The sequence below is a fragment of the Bordetella ansorpii genome (assembly GCF_900078315.1).
Lineage (GTDB): Bacteria > Pseudomonadota > Gammaproteobacteria > Burkholderiales > Burkholderiaceae_B > Bordetella > Bordetella ansorpii.
Genome location: NZ_FKBS01000029.1, coordinates 359,317 through 379,814, shown reverse-complemented (window position 1 = coordinate 379,814; position 20,498 = coordinate 359,317). Strand labels below are relative to the sequence as shown.

The following is a 20,498-nucleotide window of genomic DNA, read 5'->3' as shown; positions in this document are numbered from 1 at the left end:
ATAAGGTGGGCACCTCAATCCAGAGAGCCGGATTTATCCAACGCTGTGGGCTCTTTGTCGGCAATCGCATGCATGATGATGCGAGAGCCGCGGTAGCCGATGCTGTGGTTCCATACCCAGCTCAAAGCGACGCTGAGACGATTTCGCGTACCGATCAGAAAGTAGATATGCGCGAGCTTCCAGATCCACCACGCAAAGGCACCACGCAGCTTAACCCGCCCCATGTCAATCACGGCCAGGCTGCGGCCGATGGTGGCCAGGTTCCCCTGATGCCGGTATTTGAAAGGCCCGTCAGCGGACTTGCCTTTCAAACGCCGTCCAATGAGGTTGGCGACGTACTTCCCTTGCTGTTTGGCGGCCGGGGCGATGCCCGGTACGGGCTTCCCGTCGGCCATAGTGCACGAGGCGGTATCGCCGATGGCGAAGACCTCCGGGCGACCTGCCACCGTCAGGTCGGGACCAACGACCACTCGACCCGCGCGATCAGACGCAGCACCCAACCAGCGAGCTGCGGGAGACGCCTGGACCCCTGCGGCCCAGACGATGGTCTTGGCCGAAAGGGGCTTGCCGCCATACACCACGCCGTCGGCCGAGCATTCGGTGACCGGCGTACCCAGCACGACCTCGACCCCGAGCTTTTCGAGTGCCTGGCGCGTATAGGCCGAAAGATCCTCTGGAAAGACCGACAACAGACGCGGGCCCGCCTCGATCAGTACAACCCGGGACGTGCTCGGGTCAATAGAGCGGAAGTCACGCGCCAGCGTGTCTCGTGCAAGCTCGGCGATGGTCCCGGCCAATTCAACCCCGGTGGGACCACCACCGATGATGACGAACGTCTGCAGCGCGGCACGCTGCTGAGGATCGCTCGTGCGCTCGGCCTCCTCGAAAGCCGCCAGGATTCGGCCCCGAATGGTCGTGGCATCTTCCAGCGTCTTCAACCCCGGCGCAAAAGCCCCCCATTCGTCGTGTCCGAAATAGGCATGGGTAGCGCCTGTCGCGAGTACGAGCGTGTCGTAGGTTTGGCGTGAGCCATTGTTGAGAATGACCTGACGCGCGTCCTGGTCGATGCCTTCCACTTCCGCCATCAAGGTGTTCACTTCCGGGCGATTGCGGAAGAGATAGCGAATAGGCCATGCGATCTCGGATGTCGAAAGTGACGCCCCTGCAACCTGGTAAAGCAAGGGTTGGAACAGGTGATGATTGCGCCGATCGATGATCGTCACATCGACCTCGGCACCAGCAAGCTCGTTGGCAACCTCGATCCCGCCGAAGCCCGCTCCGATAATGACGACGTGATGTCGGTTTTTGGAGGTCTTTGTCATGACCTGATCTCATCTCTCTCAGCGTTTCAGCGCCGATGCGTGGTGTGCCATATGCTCGCCAATGAAACTGGCAATGAAGTAAAAGCTGTGGTCGTAGCCTGGGCGCAGATTCAACGTGAGCGGGTGCCCCGTCTCGTCGCAGGCTTTGCGCAGCAGATCGGGCTGAAGCTGGCTCTCCAGGAACTCGTCGCCCAAGCCCTGATCAACCAGCAACGGCAAACGCTCCTGTACGGTGCGAATCAGCTCCACGGTGTCGTACTGCTTCCACACTTCCCGATCGCTGCCCAGGTACGCCTCGAAGGCCTTGTGCCCCCAGGGAACCTGGGTGGGGGCGACGATGGGCGAGAAGGCCGAGACGCTTCGATAACGGCCCGGGTTGCGCAGGGCGATGACCAGGGCGCCATGCCCGCCCATGGAATGGCCGCTGATGCCCCGCTCCGCCGTCACGGGAAAGTGGGCCTCAATCAGCGTCGGCAGTTCCTGCACGACGTAGTCGTACATCCGATGATTCGCAGCCCAGGGTTCCTGTGTGGCGTTGACGTAGAAACCCGCCCCCTGTCCGAGGTCATAGGCAGGGTCGTCGGCAACGCCTACGCCGCGAGCACTGCTATCGGGCGCGACGACGGCAATGCCATGTTCGGCCGCGTAGCGCTGGACGGCGGACTTGGTGATGAAGTTCTGCTCGGTGCAGGTGAGGCCTGAAAGCCAGTACAGCACCGGCACCTTGCCGTGCTGTGCCTGCGGAGGCAGATAGACGCCGACCTTCATCGTGCAACCGAGCGTCGTGGATTCATGCTGATAAACGTCCTGCCAACCATCAAAGCTGGCGTGATGTTCGATGCGTTCCATGGTGTTCTCCTATGTTCAAAGGAACGGCGCAGCTCTCGCGCGCCAGGACGGCATCTCGTCAGGAAGATTTCTCTTCCGCTGCCGTGTCGCCGTGGGCATGTCTGATCCTGCGCACGATCCACCAGATCGTCAGCATCACCGCAGGAACCAGAACCGCCATTACCGGCGCCACGCTGTCGTGAACCATCGGAATGCCCTTGAGCAAATAGCCGAGAAGACTCACGACGTAATAAGAAATTGCCGCGACCGACAGGCCTTCGACGGTTTGCTGAAGGCGCAATTGCATCTTGGCCCGGTTGTTCATCGACGCAAGCAGATCGCGGTTTTGGCGTTCAAGCTCGACGTCGATCCAGGAACGCAGCAACGCGATGTCCCGGGTCAGCTTGTCGGAGAGCTTGGCCTGGCGCTCCTTTACGGATTGGCATGTCCGCATGGCGGGAGCGATGCGACGCTGCAGGAAATCCGCCCAGGTGCAGTACCCGGATACGGCCTCTTCCGAAAGCGCTGCCAGCTTTTCCTCGACGATCTCGTAGTAGGCACGGCTGGCGCCGAAGCGATAGAGATTCGCCGCAACGCCAGCTTCCAGCTCGGCAGCTAGGCCGGTCAATTCGGACAGCAGCACGTCGCTGTCGCGCCGTTCTACCAAGCTCGTACACATCTCGTCGGTGATCGCCGCAAGGCGCGACTCAATGCGTCGCAGCTCCGACGTCATCGATCGTGTCAACGGCAGGGACAGCAACGCCAAGGTGCGGTAAGTCTCGATCTCCAGCACGCGCTGAGCCAGCGCACCCGCCCGCGCCGGGGTCAAATCGCGGGCCAGGACGAGGATCTGCGTCAGGCCATCCTCATCCTGTCGGAAGTCGGTGAGGATGGCGGTAGAGCCGTTCTCCACCAGCGAGTAGCACAGGCTGGCAGGATCGAAGCGATCGGCCTCCTTCTCCGTTTCCGGCGTCCATGGAAGAAGTCTCAAGCGGATGCCGGATACGACCGGGCCGGGAGGAACAAATCCATGCTTGAACGGATTTTCGCCGCACGGCTCTCCCGTCTCGGAATCCAGCGAAGCGCACCAGAGATACGTCGAGAACTCGGTGTGCTTTTCGCAGTGCAAGTCACCCTCATCCCATGTCACGCCGTGAAGCGGCGTAGCGTGGTCGGGCTCGGCAACGCCGAAGCGATGAGACAACTCGCTCATCGCCATCTGATCCCTGGCCTGGTCGCCTTCGGTCATGAAAGCGAGCTGCAATATGCCGCGGGGGCTTGAATCAACAGATGCGGGCGCGCATGCACTTCACCCACGGCCGCAGCACGATCGGCATAGGCCGGCATGCCGTACACGGTGGCGGTCGGGGCGGGTTGTACGGTCGTCGTATTGATGTTGGCCGGCTCTTGCATAACGACCTCATTTCTCATTGGTTGAAAAACACGCTTCAAAGCAAATGCCCGCAGCCATGCGTTTCGCACATGGCTGCGGGCCGATCTTCATGAGCAGGCACCGCTCTACACGGTCCGTCTAATAGGCTCGCCGTATAGAGACTTGTGCTGACCCTTTCAGAACGCCCTCAGCTTCCTTGCTTTCAGACGAAGGTGTACGAGCAGACCTTGTTGCCCGCCGGATCACGCAGATAGGCCGCATAGGCACCCGGCAGGTGACCACGTGCGCCAGGCTGGCCCTCGTCGGTGCCGCCTGCGGCAAGGCCGGCGGCGTGGAAGGCATCCACTTCGGCGGGAGTGGCGGCCGCAAAGCCGACCGTCACGCCGTTGCTGGAAGGCGCTTCACCATTGCCCGGACGGGCGATGATGAAAGCCGGCTTTTCGCGACCGAAAAGCACCCATCCGTTGCCGAAAGGACCGAGGTTCTTGATGCCGAGAGCACCCAGAGCGGCGTCATAGAACGCGGTCGACTTCTGGACGTCGGCGGCGCCGACGAAGACGTGCGAGAAGATGCCGTCGCCGGAAATGACAGGATTGGACATGGTTAATTTCCTTGGTGGCTGGTGTTGAATGGATAGTGAGTGATCAGTAGTGGATCACCGTGCGAATCGACTTGCCTTCATGCATCAGGTCGAAGGCCTTGTTGATGTCGTCGAGGCCCATGGTGTGGGTGACGAACGGGGCGAGATCGATCTCGCCTTTCATTGCGTCTTCCACCATGCCGGGAAGCTGAGTGCGGCCCTTGACCCCACCGAAAGCCGAACCCTTCCAGGTGCGACCGGTGACCAACTGGAACGGGCGGGTCGAAATTTCCTTGCCAGCACCAGCCACGCCGATGACGATCGACTGGCCCCAGCCGCGGTGGGCAGCTTCCAGTGCCGAACGCATCACGTCGACGTTGCCGATGCACTCGAAGGTGTGATCGACACCCCAGCCGGTCATCTCGATCAGAACCTCGTGAATCGGCTTGTCGAAGTCCTTCGGGTTGAGACATTCGGTCGCGCCGAAGGTACGAGCCAGTTCGAACTTCGCCGGATTGGTATCGATGGCGATGATGCGGCCCGCTTTGGCCTGGCGTGCACCTTGAATCGCAGCGAGACCGATGCCGCCGAGACCGAAGATGGCCACCGAGTCGCCGGGCTGTACCTTGGCCGTGTTGTGCACGGCGCCGATGCCGGTGGTCACGCCGCAGCCCAGTAGGCAGACGTGCTCGGGGTTGGCGTCCGGGTTGATCTTGGCCAGCGAGACTTCGGCGACGACCGTGTATTCGCTGAAGGTCGAGCAGCCCATGTAGTGGTAAAGCGGCTGACCGTTGTACGAGAAGCGAGTCGTACCATCGGGCATCAGCCCCTTGCCCTGGGTTGCGCGAACCGCGACACACAGGTTGGTCTTGCCGGACTTGCAGAACAGGCACTCGCCGCATTCGGCGGTGTAGAGCGGAATGACGTGATCGCCAGGCTTCACGCTGGTCACACCTTCACCCACCTCCACGACGATACCCGCACCTTCATGACCCAGCACGACCGGGAAGAGACCTTCGGGGTCGTCGCCCGACAGGGTGAAGGCGTCGGTATGGCAAACGCCGGTATTCGTGATCTTGATGAGCACCTCGCCCTTGCGCGGCGGCTCGACGTCGATCTCGACGATTTCCAGCGGCTTTCCTGGCCCGAAGGCAACTGCTGCACGTGATTTCATGATGTCGCTTCCTTTACTAGCTAACTAAATTTGCCCTCACCGAGGGCACCCTGGTGCCTCTATCGCAGATAGGAGCGGACGATAGAGATGGTCTCGTCAATGGACTTGTTCTGCGAATCGCTCCTGATTTCGCTACTGGGAAATTCTTCCCGCAGATAGCTCTCCAGAACGGTTGCCATCAATCCGTTGACTGCCCCACGAACGGCCGCAAGCTGCTGAAGAATTGCAGGGCATTCCGCACCTGCATCAAGCGCTTGCTCAAGAGTCGCTACCTGACCTTTGATGCGCCGGATGCGCGTCAGTGCTTGCTTCTTTTCTTCCGGACTGTGTGGCATCGAACACCTCTCTACTTGGGTACACCACCGCATTATACAATGCTCCCCCATAGTATATGCGGCCGAACTTCGCCACAAATTCTGTGTACAGGTAAGGAAAGCTGCGGAAGACGCTCGCCCGCAGGCCTGCCACGGCATCGAACCATTCGGCAATGTCCGGACCACGACGAACCAGCACCTGCACGTCGCTGGTCATTTCAGGCGTCCCCTCCAACCTGTGCGATCCAGTCGCCGAGATTGTAGTAGTTGGTGACACGAGCGATCTTGCCATCGCGGATCTCGAAGAACGCGCCGCCCGGCAGCACGTAGCGCTGGCCCTGGGCTTCCGGCAGCCCGTCGTCCGTGACCCTATGGCGTTCAACTGTCTAAGTTCGTCACGAGCTGCAAATTCAAGGGCCGCCACGCGCGGGCGACGGCATCACCACTCGTCTGGTCATAGCTCGATTTGTGGAACATACGTTCGCCCCCCCGTGTCAGGCTAGTTGTCGCCTCAGTTTTTGAATAAAGCGATGAACTCGACCAGTTACACCCAGGTCTTCAAGGAAGAAGCGGTCCGCAAGATGCTGACTCGTGGCAACCGTACGATTGCGTAGATGGCTGCAGAATTGAACGTGCCGTACCATAGCGTGCGAAATTGGTTACGGAATCCCAAGATAGCCCACCTACATCGACCTGCCGATGGCGAGAAGCGCCCGCAGGAACGGACGGCCGAGCACCGTCTGCAAGCCTTGCTAGACACCAACGATCTTGCGCCGGAGGAGCTCAACGCCTGGTGTCGTGAGCGCGGGATATTCGCCCATCAGCTTCAGGCTTGGAAGGCGGAATTCACTACGCCCGCCAAGCCGGCGGCTGACGCCGGCGAGCTGCGTAAACTGAAGAGTGAGCTGGCGAATCTTCAGCGAGAGCTGAACCGCAAGGAGAAGGCTCTGTCCGAGGCCGCAGCGCTGCCGGTATTGCAAAAAAAGTACCAGGCGCTGTGGGAGGACGAGGACAAATGACCTCGCTCTCACAGCGCCAGACGGTGCTGTCCATGATCGATGAGGCGGTGGCGACCGGCGCACGCGTGGCACGCGCCTGCAGGACTCTCGGCCTGAGCCTGCGAACCGTGCAGCGCTGGAGGCGTACGCCTTGCCGCGGAGATCAGCGACCGCACCGTGTCCAGAGGCCTGCCAACGGCTTCAGTGACCTAGAGCGTCAACGGATACTGTCGGTGCTCAACAGCGAGGAGTACGGCCACCTGCCGCCTTCTCCAATCGTGCCGCGCCTGGCTGACCAGGGCCAGTACCTTGCCAGTGAATCGACGATGTATCGGCTGCTGCGCAGCGCCGGGCAGCTGACCCATCGTGGCCGGCAACGACCGCCGAATCCGCAGCCTAAGCCCCGCGGCGTGACAGCGCGTGCGCCCAACGAGCTCTACAGCTGGGACATCACCGATATGCCCACCGTCATCAAGGGGCGCTTCTACTATCTGTACCTATTTCTGGACCTGTTCAGTCGCAAGATCGTCGGTTGGCAGGTCTACGACACCGAGGATGGCAGGCATGCCAGTGACATCGTGCGCGACATCTGCTTGCACGAGGGCATCGAACCAGGGCAGCTGGTACTGCACAGCGATAACGGCGGCCCGACGAGAGGCGCGATCATGCTGGCGACGCTGCGCGAGCTGGGCGTCTCACCTTCGTTCAGCCGACCGGCGGTGAGTGATGACAACCCGTACTCGGAGGCGCTGTTCCGCACCCTGAAATATCGACCACAATATCCTCGCAAGCCCTTCGCCAGCCTGCAACAGGCCCGCACTTGGGTTGGCCGGTTCGTACGCTGGTACAACACCGAGCATCGTCATGGCGCGATCCGCTTCGTGACGCCCGAGCAGCGCCACAGCGGCCTGGATGCCGCCTTACTGGCACAGCGTCGCGCCGTCTACGAGGCGGCACACCGGCGCGCGCCACATCGCTGGTCCGGGCCCCTACGGAACTGGTCACGCGTTGACGTGGTGCACCTGAACCCAGACAAGGACTCGGCAGGCAGTTCCGTGATCGAAGAACCCATCAGGCGGGCGGCCTGATTATCCCTAGACGCGACAACTAGCTTGACAGCCACCGTTCGTAGAACTAAACATATATCTCATAAGCAGACGAAACCACCTCATTGTCGCTTGAACGGGAGGGTCTAATGAAAGCCATCGTTTACAACGGGCCACGCGACGTCAGCGTGCAAAATGTCCCAGACGCCAAGATCGAAAAACCTACCGACGCCGTAGTGCGCATCACCACTACCAATATCTGCGGCTCTGACCTGCATATGTACGAGGGCCGCACCTCAATGGAGGCGGGACGTGTTTTCGGTCACGAGAACCTCGGGGAAGTCATCGAAGTCGGCGCCGGCGTAGATCGCATCAAGGTAGGTGATCGCGTCTGTTTGCCATTTAATATCGGCTGCGGTTTCTGCGAAAACTGTGAAAAAGGTTTGACCGGTTTCTGCCTCACGGCCAACCCCGGCAGTGCTGGTGCTGCTTACGGGTTTGCCGATATGGGCTCATACCAGGGTGGTCAAGCAGAACTGCTGCGTGTGCCATATGCGGACTTCAATTGCCTGGTGCTGCCAGAGGATGCGCAAGAGAAAGAAAACGACTACGTCATGCTGTCAGACATATTCCCCACCGGATGGCATGCCACTGAACTGGCTGGCTTGATGCCGGGTGAAAGCATCGCCATTTACGGTGCAGGGCCAGTGGGCCTGATGGCAGCTCATGCCGCGATGATCAAAGGCGCCTCGCAAGTGTTCGTGGTCGACAACCATCCGGATCGATTGAAATTGGCCGCGCAGATGGGGGCCACGCCAATCAACTCCCTGGAGAAAGAGGCGGTTGATCAGATCCTCAACCTGACTCACGGCAAAGGCACTGATCGAGGTTGTGAGTGTGTGGGGTACCAGTGCTGTGACAAACACGGCCATGAGGTCAATCACCTGACGATGAACAACCTGGTAGCTTCCACCAAGGCCACGGGTGGCATCGGCGTCGTCGGGGTGTTTGTTCCTCAGGATCCGGGCGCGAAAAATGAACTGGCGAAGGAAGGCAAAATGGCCTTCGATTTCGGCGCGTTCTGGTTCAAGGGCCAGCAGATACGCACCGGGCAAGCCAACGTCAAAGCCTATAACCGCAGGCTTGCGGAGCTGATCCATCACGACCGCGCCAAGCCTTCGCAGATCATCTCTCACAGCCTGAAATTGGCGGAAGGGCCCGATGCGTACAAGCATTTCGATGCGCGAGATGAGGGTTGGACAAAGGTCATTCTGAAGCCGGCAGCCTGATCGAACGGCTGTATGGATCTGACGCCCTGACGATATCGCCGGGCGTCAGCCTAAAGACCCGCCTACTCGCGCTTACAGTATGGCCGCTATGTATTTGCCGACCACATACCACCTGTCGTCCGCTCGAAATGCGAGCGCGGTTGTTGCGCAAGATGATCAAGGGAAAAATGGTAAGCGTACTGACTTCGATGGTCGACCCGCTGCGCTTTCCGGGTGGGGAGATCGTCGACCTGAATCGCCCCTAGTTTCGTAGACACCTCCAAGCCTCATAATGAGGCCCAACAGGAGGTGCCATGAGCAACCAGCGTTACCCTGAAGAATTCAAGATTGAAGCGGTCAAGCACATCACTGAACGCGGCTTGCGCGTTGCCGATGTAGCAGAGCGTCTAGGCGTGTCCGCGCACAGTCTGTACGCCTGGGTAAAGCGCTACAGCAAACCCCAAGTACAGCGGCAGCAGGTAGATGATCAGCAGGCTGAGCTGCGTCGCTTGCGCGCGGAACTCAAGCGGGTGACCGAAGAGCGAGACATTCTAAAAAAGGCCGCCGCGTACTTTGCCAAGGAGTCAGGCTGAAGTACGCCTTCATCAGCAAACTGTCGGTGGAGTACCCGGTGCGGCGTCTCTGCAGACCCTCAAGGTGCATCCCAGCGGTTACTACGCCTGGCTGGTCGAGCCGAAATCGGTACGCGCCAAGGAAGATCAACGCCTGCTCGGATTGATCAAGCATGCCTGGTTGGAAAGCGGCGGGGTCTACGGCTACCGCAAGATCCACGACGACCTGCGTGAGCTGGGCGAGCCCTGTGGCCGGCACCGTGTGGCTCGCCTGATGAGGAGAGAGGGGCTGCGCTCGCAGACCGGTTATCGCCGGCGCCCCGGGTACTACGGTGGCAAGCCGCCAGTGGCCTCGCCCAACCGTCTAGAGCGGCAGTTCAATGTCAGTGAACCGAACAAGGTCTGGGTCACCGACATCACTTACATCCGCACGTATGAGGGCTGGTTGTTGTACTTGGCAGTGGTTCTGGATTTGTTTTCTCGCCAAGTGATCGGCTGGTCGATGAAGCCTCGGATGTGCAGCGACCTGGCCATTGATGCGTTGCTGATGGCTGTGTGGCGGCGCAAGCCCAAGCAGGAGGTGATGATCCATTCCGACCAGGGCAGCCAGTTCAGCAGCTCGGACTGGCAGAGTTTCCTCAAGGCCAACAACCTGATCAGCAGCATGAGTCGACGCGGTAACTGTCACGACAACGCGGTCGCGGAAAGCTTTTTCCAGTTGCTGAAGCGGGAACGCATCCGACGGAAAACCTACGGAACCCGCGAAGAAGCCCGCAGTGCTGTGTTCGATTACATCGAGATGTTCTATAACCCCAAGCGCCGGCACAGCAGCGCTATGCAGCTATCGCCAGTGGAGTTTGAAAAGCGCTATTTCCAGAGCTTGGAGAGTGTCTAGGACAGCTGGGGCGATTCAGTCGTATCGAACTCGCGATGAAGCACGAGCAGATCTATTCGATTACATCGAGCGGTCTCACAACCCGAGAATGCGTCGTAGAGTCGCCAGGCAAGATCTGAAGTTTTCAGCCCTTTTCAAATCGTCCGTGGAAATGGGGTAGACCCTTCAGCCAGAAGTTTCCAATGATGTGGCCGAACTCGTCGCCGCCAGAATGGCAGTCCCTTCTATAGGGAGATAGCACAGTGTTGGATAAGTCGGAACGGGAGGGTGGCCTATGGAGCTGCGCCATCTTCGCTGCTTCGTAGTTCTTGCTGAGGAGCTACATTTCACGCGGGCGGCTGAGCGCCTGCATATCGAACAACCACCGCTATCACGAGCCATCAAGGAACTTGAGGACGAGTTGGGCGTAGTGCTCTTCGACCGAAACCGACGAGGAACAGTTCTAACGGCGGCGGGCGCGGTCTTCTTGCAAGATGTTCGCCGTCTATTCACAGTGCTGGAACAGGCTCGTGAAAATGCCAAGGCTGTGGCATCGGGCTTGCGCGGTAGCCTGCGCATCGCTGTATCAGATGGGGCTATCGATCCACGGCTGTCGGCATTTCTGGCTCGTTGCCGCGCCGAGGAGCCGGAGATCGAAATACGCTTGTCAGAAGTGCTTCTGGCAGAGCAAGTGCGTGGCTTGCGTTCGGGCGACTTCATGATCGGGTTCGCGCACACGGGCGATGTCGGCGACGGTATCGCTGCCGAACCAATCTGGCACGACCCGCTGGTGATTGCGGTGCCAGCTCGTCACTCATTGCTCACCTACAAGGAGGTGCCACTTCAAGAACTTCAAGGCCATCCACTTGTCCTGTGCGACCCGCAGGTATGCGAGGGCTATTGCCGCGAACTCAAGCGGCTGCTCAACACGTTGGAGCACAAGCTGAAAGTTGTCGAGGAAGTGTCCTCGCTGAACATGATGCTCACGTTGGTCGGCGCCGGCTACGGCATCGGCTTCATGACGGCGACCAAGATTCCCATCTCCCAACGGCCGGATGTGGTGATCCGCCCCTTGGCGATGGATTCTGCCGTGATCACCACCTACCTGCTTCAGCCCGACGGCGGCAATTTATCGGCTTCGGTGGAGCGATTTATCGTTCGCCTTCGCGACTCTTCGGACGGTTGACGGAGCCTGGCAGGCTCGGGAGAGGCACAGGTGATCATTACCAGCGCGCCGCGTCGTCGGGCGACCAGGCTGGAGTTTGGCAAATCTCCGATGCGCAGCGCGCAATCGACGTCTTCGCCAACCAGATCTACGGATCGATCGCTCACACCCAACATCATCGAGATCCCCGGATAGGCGTTGCGGAACCTCTGCAATGAATCCATGAAGGATTCCACCGCCAGGGCGGAAGGAATATCGATCCGGAGACGCCCGCGCACGATGTCGCCCGGCGCGCGGAACATGGTCACCGCTTCATCGACCTCGCCCAGAATCCCTGCGACCCTGACCAGAAACGCCTCACCCTCCGCTGTGAGGCTCACCTTGCGCGTCGTGCGCTGGAACAGACGCACGCCGAGCGATGCTTCCAATTGATTGATGGCCAGCGTCACTTGGGGGCGGCCCATCTGCAGCGCTTCAGCGACCTTCGTAAAACTCTGGAGTTCAGCAAGCCTGGAAAACAGGCGCATCGATTGAAGCAGCTCCATCGACACATCTTTCTTGGTAGTGGGTACGGCCTGGCCGCGTGCGGCCAGGCGCCGGCAAAAGCCGATTATAGAGTCCGAATTGTTATCGTCGAATACAACAATCAGCTCGGCGATTCAGGAAAGCGGCAAGGCTTCGCTTTCATCTTCGACGATCTCGGCTTGGCCGGAAGCTGCTCTGTTGCGTTCTACCGTATCGAGCAGTACGGAATTGGCTTCGGCCCAATCGTAAAGTGCCAGCAAAGGCTCGACGAACTTCTGTCCAAGCTCCGTCAGCGAATATTCGACTGCGGGTGGAACCACCTGGTGCACCTTCCTCGACAACAGCTGGTCGGCTTCGAGCTCGCGCAAGGTCTGGGTGAGCATCTTCTTCGAAATTCCCGGCATGCTGCGCTGTAACTGGCCAGTCCGTATCGGACCGAAACTAAGGACATAGATCACCATGGACGTCCATTTGGGCGTCAATAGCATGTGGATACGCCGCGGTGGACAGGTTTCACTGATGACCAGTGGATCGGGGGGATGACGAACGGTGGAAGCCATGGTTACCTATAGGTGCCTATGATCCTAAAAAGTGCCTAATTTACAGGCTGGACCTTATGGATCAATATTACCCCCACATTCAGTTTGCCCCCAAGGGCCGCATTCACAAGGAACCAATACATGACTACCCAAGCCACCATGCGCGCACTCGTCCTGAACGACTACGCCGACGGCAAATTCATCGATACCCAGGTGACCCGGCCAGCACCGAAAGCGGGCGAAGTGCTGGTACAGATCGCTGCCAGCGGCGTCAATCCGATCGACTACAAGATCCGCACCGGTGCAGCGCCGTATGCCATGCCCGAACTGCCTGCGATTCTCGGCACCGATCTGGCGGGCACGGTCGTCGAGGTCGGTGAAGACGTGAGCGACTTCAAGGTCGGCGACGAGGTGTACGGATTGGCTGGCGGCGTGCGTGGCATTCCGGGAACGCTCGCCGAATATGCGGCCGTCGACGCTCGCCTGTTGGCACCGAAGCCAAAGAACCTTAGTATGCGCGAAGCGGCTGCGTTGCCGCTGGTGTTTCTGACCGCTTGGGAAGGTCTGGTCGACCGTGCCGGCGTACATGCTGGCCAGCGCGTGCTGATCCAGGGCGGCGCGGGTGGTGTTGGTCACGTGGCAGTGCAGATCGCCCGTGCGCTCGGCGCCGACGTGTATGCGACTGCCTCGGCGGCTAAGCACGCCGTCATCAAAGGCTACGGCGCTACGCCCATCGATTATCGCGACGCCAAGGTCGTGGACTACGTCGCGAAGTATGCAAATGGCGTTGGCTTCGACGTGGTCTATGACACCGTCGGCGGACAGACGCTGGACGACTCACTTGTTGCTGCCAGGCCTTATGGACACGTTCTCAGCTGCTACGCTTTCGCGGAGCACAATCTGGCGCCAGGCTCACTGCGCTGCGTGACATTGTCCGGTATCTTCGTGCTGCTCCCCATGTTGAGCGGTGAAGGACGAGCCCACCATGGCGACATCCTGCGCGAGGCGACCCGCCTGGCGGAGCAGGGCAAACTGAAACCCTTGGTCGACGAACGGCGCTACACTTTGGCCGACGCGCATGCCGCGCATGACGCTCAGGAGGCCGGCAAGGCCCTTGGCAAGATCGTGATCGACGTCGCTTCCTGAAGGATGGGTATGACCATGTCGCAGGTGGTTCGATTTCATGAACTTGGCGGCCCGGGTGTATTGCGGTTGGAGCAGCGCAGCGTCCCTGAGGCCGCAGATGGCGAAGTACTTATCGAGGTGCAGGCGATCGGCTTGAATCGGGCGGACAAGATGTTCCGCATGGGCCAGTATCTCGAGACGGCGCAACTGCCATCCATGCTGGGCTTCGAGGCGGTTGGCATGATCGCTGCTCTTGGCCCGTCGGTGCAAGGATTCGCGGTTGGCGACATGGTCGGCGTCCTGCCCGGGTTCGAGCTCGGCAGATATGGCACCTATGCCGAGCATGCGTTGATTCCCGCTACCCACCTTGTCCCGCAACCGGCCGGCTTGTCCGCGGTGGAGGGAGCTGGCCTGTGGATGGCCTATCTGACCGCATACGGCGGTCTCGTGGAGGCCGGAGGACTTGGCAAAGGAGACTGGATTGCCATCACCGCTGCATCAAGCAGCGTAGGCTTGGCTGCGGTACAGGTTGCACGCCAGGTGGGTGCGCGGCCCATCGCGGTGACACTGACCAGCACAAAGCGCGATGCACTGTTGGCCGCTGGAGCCGAAGCCGTCATCAGCACGTCAGACGAGCCGTTGGAGAGCCGCCTGCGTGAACTGGCGCCGTACGGGATCCAGTGCGCGTTCGACGCGGTCGGCGGTCCGCAAGTGAACCAGCTCGCAGGGGCCATGGCCAAGCGCGGAACGATTGTCGTGCACGGCGCACTCAGTCCCGATGCGACGCCGTTTCCGCTGAAGCTGGCTTTGAAGCGCAGTCTTTCTGTGCGTGGTTTCGTGTACACGGAAGTGACCGAGGATGCAGCAGCGCTGCAGCGCGTCCGGACTTTTATCTCGGCAGGAATCGAAGCCGGTATCCTCCGGCCGCTCGTGGACAGGGTCTTCTCGCTGAGTGACGTCGTGGCAGCGCACGAATACCTCGAATCGAACCAGCAGTTCGGCAAGATCGTGATGACAGTTTGAGAGCGCTGCAACGTATTTGCTCAGCGTGGAAGCGCGGCAAGACTTCGCCCCGTCCGACAGCATTACTGGACGGGGCGATCGCTGTTGATGATCAGTTCGACGGAAACGCCGGCAGGACGAATTCGGCGCTATGGGACCGTTTCCAGACCGGGAAGCGCCCGAAGGAACTACGGCCCTTCGTGCCCATCGAGGGTGCCAAGCACACCGCGCCTGCCACGCCCGGCGACCTGTTCTTTCACATCCGTGCCGAACGCGAGGACCTCTGTTTTGAATTCGAGCGCCTGCTGCTGGACCAACTGGGCAGCAGCGTGACGATGGCCGACGAGGTGGTCGGTTTTCGCTACTTCGACTCCCGCGACCTGCTTGGCTTTGTCGATGGCACGGCCAACCCGACCGGGCACGACATCGGCGCCTCGACGCTGGTCGGCAGTGAAAATCAGGCGTTCGCCGGCGGCAGCTACTTGGTGGTACTGTTGTGGCAGTCTGCACACCTGCGATCCAACTGCAAGCAACCGAAACGAACTGCTGCTGTCTCTACCAATATTTCTTGCTTGCCCTGTGAGCAACATCGCCAGGTACTATACTGAAACGCTCTTACCATCCGGTATTGGCTGCGCATTCAATCGGTATCGGTCCTTGCTAGCGAACTGCTTTCGGGCACGTGAAGAAAGCCGCTTCGCCGCAAGTGGTGGCGGTCCGGTCATCATTGCATTCGGCTCGATGGAAAATGCGTGAATTGCTGTCTGTTTAATAACAGGAGATATGTCATGGTCAAACTCGCGTTGTTCGTTCGTCTTGAAGCCAAGCCAGGTAAGGAGAAAGACGTAGAAAGCTTTCTGTTAAGTGGTCTTCCCCTCGTTCAGGCAGAGCCAGCTACTACAGCTTGGTTCGGCATCCGCCTGGGGCCGTCAACCTTTGGCATCTTTGACGCGTTTCCAGATGAGGCTGGGCGGCAAGCTCATCTTTCCGGCGAAGTCGCGGCCGCGCTCATGGAAAAAGCGGGTGAGTTATTCGCCCAGCCGCCGTCCATCGAAAAGGTTGACGTTCTTGCGGCAAAGCTGCCGGGCTGAGCAAGCCCGACAAGTCGCTCAAGTCGACGGCTCACTGGCGGCGCCAGCGAGTCGTAGCTTGGCGCGAGCGTTGAACGACCGCTTCATGGAATCGGCAAGAACTGCTTACGGGTCGATAGTGGTCGGCCGCAACACTTTTGATGAAAGGCGTCTTTGACGCGGTCATGCTCTCGAAGGAGCTGTTCAAAACGGTATCCGAGCAATCTAAGTTAAGTTTGCCAAGCCTCTTAACTTTGCAAAAGAACCGATGGGTGCCGTACCTGTTCGCCGCCTGCATGCGCAGCGCTGGCGCCCCCTCACCGCAGGCGAAATCGCCATGGCATCGCTGTTGTTCCGCGACGCCATCGATTACACGCACGTGCGCATCCACGGCCGGCGCTACCTGCCGTTCCAGCCGAAGAATTGCTGCATGACGCCGAACGGCAGCATGTATTTTCACGCTTCCTGCTTCCTCGACGACTACTCCCGGGCAAACCTCACCGGCCAGCACTGGTTCATTCATGAAATGGTGCAGAAGTATCTGCACCAAATGCAGCCGTGGGCTCGGCTCGCCAAGGACGAGCAAGAGCGGATCATCGGCCGAGAGATCGTCAGCAATGTCGAATTGCCCGACGCGACGAGCGGCCAGAAATCGCACAAGACCCTCGCCACGATCGTGGACGACGACGGCACCGAGCACGACATCTGCGCGACAACATGCCCTTCGGCCGCCCCGGCCAGGGCGAATATGGCACCTACTTCATCGGCTACTCCAGGCATCTGTGGGTGACGAGTTGGTCTCTTGCAAACTCATGGAGAGTGCGCGGTAAACCGGGGCACGATATAAGAGCCAAGTTCATCAATGACTTCTGATGCCGGACGATGGCCATACTTGAGATTGAGAATTACATGATCGACGCCAATCGACTCAAGTGACTCCAATAGCGTCAGCAGATGATTTCGCCCCAGCCGGTAGCCCAGATGGATTGGCACCGGCGGTGCGTCCGGACGCACATCCAGGTCGATGTAAAGCGACTGGAGGAAGGGTTTGTAAGTGTCCCCGGACTGGGCTCTGACGGCCTCCCGCCAGTTCGCCACCATTGTCTTCTGCAACTGCGGTGCCCGTGGATAGGTGATCCACCCGGAACTCTCCCGCGCGATCCACTCTATGGACTGGCGACTGTTGCCCGTCACGAAAAATGGAATCTCGTTCGTAGTCGGCTTCGGAATCAGGTCCGCACTCTCCAATCGGCCACTACTCCATTGCAGCGGCTCGAAGCTGGTGCGCTGAGCATTGCGGATCACTTCCAGGTGCTCCCGGAAAATGTCGCCCCGCTGATCCGGGTCGACATCAAATGCAGGGAACTCCACAGGTCTGTCACCCGAGGCGACACCCATAAGGAAGCGGCCGCCGCTCAACTGGTCCACGCTCGCAGCCGCCTTGGCCGTGTGCAGCGGATTGCGCAGCGGGATCGCTATCGACGCAGTCCCCAGTGCAATCGTCGACGTATGTGCTGCGATGAAGCCCAGATAGACCCAGGGATCAAAAACCTGGCCCACATCGCCGAAGCTGGGGTCGCGCAACGGTACGTCCCGGAACCAGAGTGCGGAGAAGCCCAGCGCTTCCGCACGACGGGCCAATTCGACCTGGTTGGACATCGTCGGCGTATCGCCCTGGAAGGCCTCGATGGGGAAAAACAGCCCCAGGCTCAGGTGGCCGGCCTTGAAGGTTCGACCGAACCCTTGGTGCTGTTGATAAGGGGTTGTACTTGGCTGATACATTGTCAGGCTCCTCTGGGTCTCAAGGTTTCCATCGCACGCGCGCAGCGCCACTGGCCGCGTCCGAAGCTGCGAACGCGGCCAGTACTGCCTTATGGCCGGTAAGAGGGGTAGTCGGTGTATCCCTTGTCAGTGCCGCCATACATCGTCGCTGGATCTACTGCGTTGAGCGGCCAGCCCTGGGCGATGCGCTCAGGCAGATCCGGGTTGGCGATGAAGGGACGGCCGAACGCGATCAGATCGCCCCAGCCCGCCTTGACCACGCGCACACCGCGCTCCACGGTGTATTTACCGGCATAAAGGATCTTGCCGCTGAAGTTGCTGCGCACATCATTTCGGAAGGTCTCGGGCAGCTCTGGCGCATTGTCCCAATCGGCCTCGGCAAGCGAGACATAGGCAATCCCGACCTGTTCGAGAACCTTGATGGCCTCGATATAGGTTTCATGGGGATCTTCCTCCACCAGCCCCAGATAGACGCGGTCTTCTTCGGTGCTGGCGAACAGCGGGGCAAATCGCACTCCGAGCCGTTCCTTGCCGACCACATCAGCAACGGCCTGTACCACCTCGCGCAGGAAGCGCAGACGGTTTTGCAGGGGGCCACCGTATTCATCGGTGCGCCGATTGGTGTGCGCGGAAATAAACTGGTTGACGAGGTAGCCGTTGGCGCAGTGGAGTTCGACACCATCGAAGCCCGCATCGAGTGCATTGCGGGCCGCCTGGGCGTAGAGCTGTACCAACTCTTTCACTTCGGCAGTTGTCAGCGCACGCGGCACCGAGGGTTCTGTGAGCGCGCCTTGGCCCGGACCGGTTTCAATGAAGACCTTGACGTTTTCAGCGGCAATCGCCGACGGCGCGACGGGTGCCTCACCACCCGGCTGCAGCGAGTGATGCGAAACCCGCCCCACGTGCCAGAGCTGCGCGAATATGATGCTGCCTTCGGCATGCACCGCTGCCGTGATCTTGCGCCAGCCTTCAACCTGTTCCGGGCTGTGCATACCGGGCGTCCAGGCATACCCCTGGCCACGCGGCTCGATCTGCGTGCCTTCGGTGACCATGAAGCCCGCCCCGGCCCGCTGACGGTAGTAGTCGGCCATCAGGTCGTTCGGAATGTTGCCCGGCTGGGAACTGCGCGAGCGGGTCAACGGCGGGAGCACGATCCGGTTTTTCAGGGTGTAAGGCCCCAGCTGCGTGCTTTCAAACAGTATCTCTCTATTCATTTAACACTCCCAAATATCCAGAAATCTCGATGTTATTTGGCAAAATTTTGGCGATGAATCGAACTCAAAACACGCCGAACGGTGCTTCGTTCAGGCTGATGTAGATGTTCTTCTTCTCGCTGTACGCGTCCAACATGGACTTGTGAGTCTCGCGGCCGAGACCGGACTTCTTGTAGCCGCCGAACGGGGCGTGGGCCGGAATGTCATGATAGGTGTTGAGCCACATACGGCCAGTTTCGATGGCCCGTGCCACACGGATTGCACGGTTGATGTCCTGAGTCCAGACAGCACCAGCCAGGCCGTAGTCGGAAGCATTGGCCAGCGCCACCACTTCGTCCTCGTCGTTGAACGGCAGCACGGTGACGACCGGCCCGAAGATCTCCTCTTGGGCGATGCGCATGTCGTTGCGCACATCGACGATGATCGTCGGCTTGATGAAGAAGCCAGCATCGTATTCACCGCCAGTCAGTCGCTCACCACCAGTGAGGATGCGAGCGCCTTCTTCTTTGGCCAGCTCGATGTAGCCCATGATGCGGTCGGTCTGGATCTGGCTGACCTGGGCACCCATCTGCGTGTTGGGGTCGAGCGGATTGCCAACGCGAACCTTTTCAAAGCGCTCCTTGAGTTCGCCGACGAAGCGCTCATAGATCGACTCGTGCACGAACAAGCGGGAACCGGACTCACATACTTCGCCCTGGTTCCACAGAATGCCAAGAGCAGCCGCCTCGACAGCCCGATCCCAATTGGCATCAGGAAAGATGATGTTGGCCGACTTGCCGCCCAGTTCCAGCGTAGCCGGAATGATCCTCTTGGCTGCCGCAGCAGCCACGACTTCACCGATACGCGTCGAGCCGGTGAAGGCGAGCTTGGCGACCTGGGGACGATCGAGAATCGCCTGGCCAACTTCCGTTCCCAGGCCAGTAACGACGTTGACCACGCCGGCTGGAAGCACCTTGGCGAAGATCTTTGCCAGTTCCAAAATCGTGACTGGCGTCATCTCTGATGGCTTGATCACCACCGTGTTGCCCATAGCAATCGCTGTGGCAATCTTCCAGGCAGCCATCAGCAGCGGGAAGTTCCAGGGGATGACTTGGCCGACCACGCCGAGTGGTTCGCTCAGCGTCAGACTCATCGTTTGGTGGTCAAGCATGGAAGCTTCATCCGAATGGCTGCGTATCGCACCGGCGAAGTAGCGGAAATGGTCGATAGCCAGCGGCACATCCACCCGGGCCTCACGGACCGGCTTGCCGACATCCATGCTCTCAAACGCCACGAAACGCTCAGCATCGGCTTCGAGCAGATCAGCAATCTTCAGCAGCGCGTTGGCACGCTCAGCCGGAGAAGTCTTGCCCCAGGACTTGAATGCGCGGGCAGCCGCCTGGACAGCACGATCTACGTCTCCAGCCGTGCCACGCGGGATCTTGGTGAGGAATGCACCGGTGGCCGGGTTGGTACTGTCGATGGTCTCGCCACTTTCACCGTCAACCCATTGGTTGTCGATGAAATGACCGTAGTGGCTGTCAGGGGCATGGTTTGAAGTGGTTTGGTTGTGTGTCAACGCGATGAACTCTTTTGACTTGGGTGGGTGACATGGCTATCATAGCTAAATATCGGGATATGTCAATATCTAAATTGATGGATTCCATGTGCCGTGCAGCGTGCACAACTGAGCTCGCAGTCTTGCCCCGCTAATCCGATTTCCCATCC

The 20,498-nt window shown here is 59.8% G+C and carries 20 protein-coding genes and 1 pseudogene; 10 read left to right on the top strand and 11 right to left on the bottom strand.

The window, feature by feature from the left end; all coding sequences use genetic code 11:
• Window positions 1–14: 14 nt before the first annotated feature.
• The 6 genes from A7W11_RS23450 to frmR all read right to left on the bottom strand — a co-directional run bounded on the left by A7W11_RS23450 (window position 15) and on the right by frmR (window position 5,632).
• Window positions 15–1,322 (bottom strand): NAD(P)/FAD-dependent oxidoreductase, encoded by a 1,308-nt coding sequence (locus A7W11_RS23450; protein ID WP_023464789.1) that lies wholly within the window; start codon window positions 1,320–1,322, stop codon window positions 15–17.
• A gap of 18 nt (window positions 1,323–1,340) precedes the next feature.
• Window positions 1,341–2,171 (bottom strand): S-formylglutathione hydrolase, encoded by an 831-nt coding sequence (gene fghA / locus A7W11_RS23445; RefSeq protein WP_066419964.1) that lies wholly within the window; start codon window positions 2,169–2,171, stop codon window positions 1,341–1,343.
• A 58-nt stretch (window positions 2,172–2,229) separates the two neighbouring features.
• On the bottom strand, window positions 2,230–3,399 hold the full coding sequence (locus A7W11_RS23440; protein ID WP_235816954.1) for a DUF3422 family protein: 1,170 nt from the start codon (window positions 3,397–3,399) through the stop codon (window positions 2,230–2,232).
• Between the two features lie 346 nt (window positions 3,400–3,745).
• Complete coding sequence (locus A7W11_RS23435) at window positions 3,746–4,144, bottom strand: VOC family protein (RefSeq protein WP_066419962.1); 399 nt, start codon at window positions 4,142–4,144, stop codon at window positions 3,746–3,748.
• A gap of 43 nt (window positions 4,145–4,187) precedes the next feature.
• The gene (locus A7W11_RS23430) at window positions 4,188–5,297 is read right to left on the bottom strand and encodes an S-(hydroxymethyl)glutathione dehydrogenase/class III alcohol dehydrogenase (RefSeq protein ID WP_023435204.1); all 1,110 of its coding nucleotides are present in this window, start codon (window positions 5,295–5,297) and stop codon (window positions 4,188–4,190) included.
• A gap of 59 nt (window positions 5,298–5,356) precedes the next feature.
• Window positions 5,357–5,632 carry a formaldehyde-responsive transcriptional repressor FrmR gene (frmR, locus tag A7W11_RS27670; RefSeq protein WP_007182548.1) on the bottom strand — a complete coding sequence of 92 codons (276 nt, stop codon included), beginning with the start codon at window positions 5,630–5,632 and terminating at the stop codon, window positions 5,357–5,359.
• 593 nt (window positions 5,633–6,225) lie between these two features.
• Between frmR and A7W11_RS27660 the strand changes: the two genes are divergently transcribed.
• The 5 genes from A7W11_RS27660 (at window position 6,226) to A7W11_RS23395 (ending at window position 11,555) form a co-directional block, all read left to right on the top strand.
• Entirely contained in the window at window positions 6,226–6,630 is a 405-nt protein-coding gene (locus A7W11_RS27660) for a transposase (RefSeq protein ID WP_156523215.1), read from the top strand.
• Window positions 6,627–7,697, top strand: a complete 1,071-nt coding sequence (locus A7W11_RS23415) for an IS3 family transposase (RefSeq protein WP_066419960.1) — start codon at window positions 6,627–6,629, stop codon at window positions 7,695–7,697. The genes A7W11_RS27660 and A7W11_RS23415 overlap by 4 nt, the downstream gene beginning before the upstream one ends.
• Window positions 7,698–7,804: 107 nt before the next feature.
• Entirely contained in the window at window positions 7,805–8,944 is a 1,140-nt protein-coding gene (locus tag A7W11_RS23410) for a glutathione-independent formaldehyde dehydrogenase (RefSeq protein WP_066419958.1), read from the top strand.
• 293 nt (window positions 8,945–9,237) lie between these two features.
• A protein-coding gene (locus A7W11_RS23400) for an IS3 family transposase (RefSeq protein WP_235816953.1) occupies window positions 9,238–10,390 on the top strand; the annotation gives its coding sequence in 2 pieces (ribosomal slippage) (window positions 9,238–9,485 and window positions 9,484–10,390; 1,155 coding nt in all).
• Window positions 10,391–10,664: 274 nt separating this feature from the next.
• Window positions 10,665–11,555 carry a LysR family transcriptional regulator gene (locus tag A7W11_RS23395; RefSeq protein ID WP_066419954.1) on the top strand — a complete coding sequence of 297 codons (891 nt, stop codon included), beginning with the start codon at window positions 10,665–10,667 and terminating at the stop codon, window positions 11,553–11,555.
• Here the strand turns inward: A7W11_RS23395 and A7W11_RS23390 are convergent.
• Both A7W11_RS23390 and A7W11_RS23385 read right to left on the bottom strand, forming a co-directional pair.
• Entirely contained in the window at window positions 11,480–12,079 is a 600-nt protein-coding gene (locus A7W11_RS23390) for a LysR family transcriptional regulator (protein WP_066419953.1), read from the bottom strand. The genes A7W11_RS23395 and A7W11_RS23390 overlap by 76 nt on opposite strands.
• 114 nt (window positions 12,080–12,193) lie before the next feature.
• Window positions 12,194–12,619 carry a winged helix-turn-helix transcriptional regulator gene (locus A7W11_RS23385; RefSeq protein WP_066419952.1) on the bottom strand — a complete coding sequence of 142 codons (426 nt, stop codon included), beginning with the start codon at window positions 12,617–12,619 and terminating at the stop codon, window positions 12,194–12,196.
• Window positions 12,620–12,739: 120 nt separating this feature from the next.
• On the opposite strand from A7W11_RS23385, the gene A7W11_RS23380 reads away from it, so the two are divergent.
• From A7W11_RS23380 to A7W11_RS29200, 5 genes and pseudogenes are all read left to right on the top strand, one after another.
• Entirely contained in the window at window positions 12,740–13,744 is a 1,005-nt protein-coding gene (locus A7W11_RS23380) for a zinc-dependent alcohol dehydrogenase family protein (protein WP_066419951.1), read from the top strand.
• A gap of 9 nt (window positions 13,745–13,753) precedes the next feature.
• Entirely contained in the window at window positions 13,754–14,746 is a 993-nt protein-coding gene (locus A7W11_RS23375) for a zinc-dependent alcohol dehydrogenase family protein (RefSeq protein WP_218147639.1), read from the top strand.
• Entirely contained in the window at window positions 14,743–15,333 is a 591-nt protein-coding gene (locus A7W11_RS23370; RefSeq protein ID WP_373421741.1) for a Dyp-type peroxidase, read from the top strand. Before A7W11_RS23375 ends, A7W11_RS23370 begins: the two co-directional genes overlap by 4 nt.
• Before the next feature lie 180 nt (window positions 15,334–15,513).
• Complete coding sequence (locus tag A7W11_RS23365) at window positions 15,514–15,816, top strand: putative quinol monooxygenase (RefSeq protein ID WP_066419950.1); 303 nt, start codon at window positions 15,514–15,516, stop codon at window positions 15,814–15,816.
• 247 nt (window positions 15,817–16,063) lie between these two features.
• A pseudogene (locus tag A7W11_RS29200) lies at window positions 16,064–16,668 on the top strand (hypothetical protein).
• Here A7W11_RS29200 and A7W11_RS23355 read toward each other — a convergent pair.
• From A7W11_RS23355 to A7W11_RS23345, 3 genes are all read right to left on the bottom strand, one after another.
• Window positions 16,606–17,577: an LLM class oxidoreductase gene (locus A7W11_RS23355; RefSeq protein ID WP_007182536.1), complete on the bottom strand. Its 972-nt coding sequence runs from the start codon at window positions 17,575–17,577 to the stop codon at window positions 16,606–16,608. The pseudogene A7W11_RS29200 and the gene A7W11_RS23355 overlap by 63 nt on opposite strands.
• Before the next feature lie 89 nt (window positions 17,578–17,666).
• Window positions 17,667–18,791 (bottom strand): alkene reductase, encoded by a 1,125-nt coding sequence (locus A7W11_RS23350; RefSeq protein ID WP_066419949.1) that lies wholly within the window; start codon window positions 18,789–18,791, stop codon window positions 17,667–17,669.
• 64 nt (window positions 18,792–18,855) lie between these two features.
• Window positions 18,856–20,349 carry an aldehyde dehydrogenase family protein gene (locus tag A7W11_RS23345; RefSeq protein ID WP_066419948.1) on the bottom strand — a complete coding sequence of 498 codons (1,494 nt, stop codon included), beginning with the start codon at window positions 20,347–20,349 and terminating at the stop codon, window positions 18,856–18,858.
• Between the last annotated feature and the right edge of the window lie 149 nt (window positions 20,350–20,498).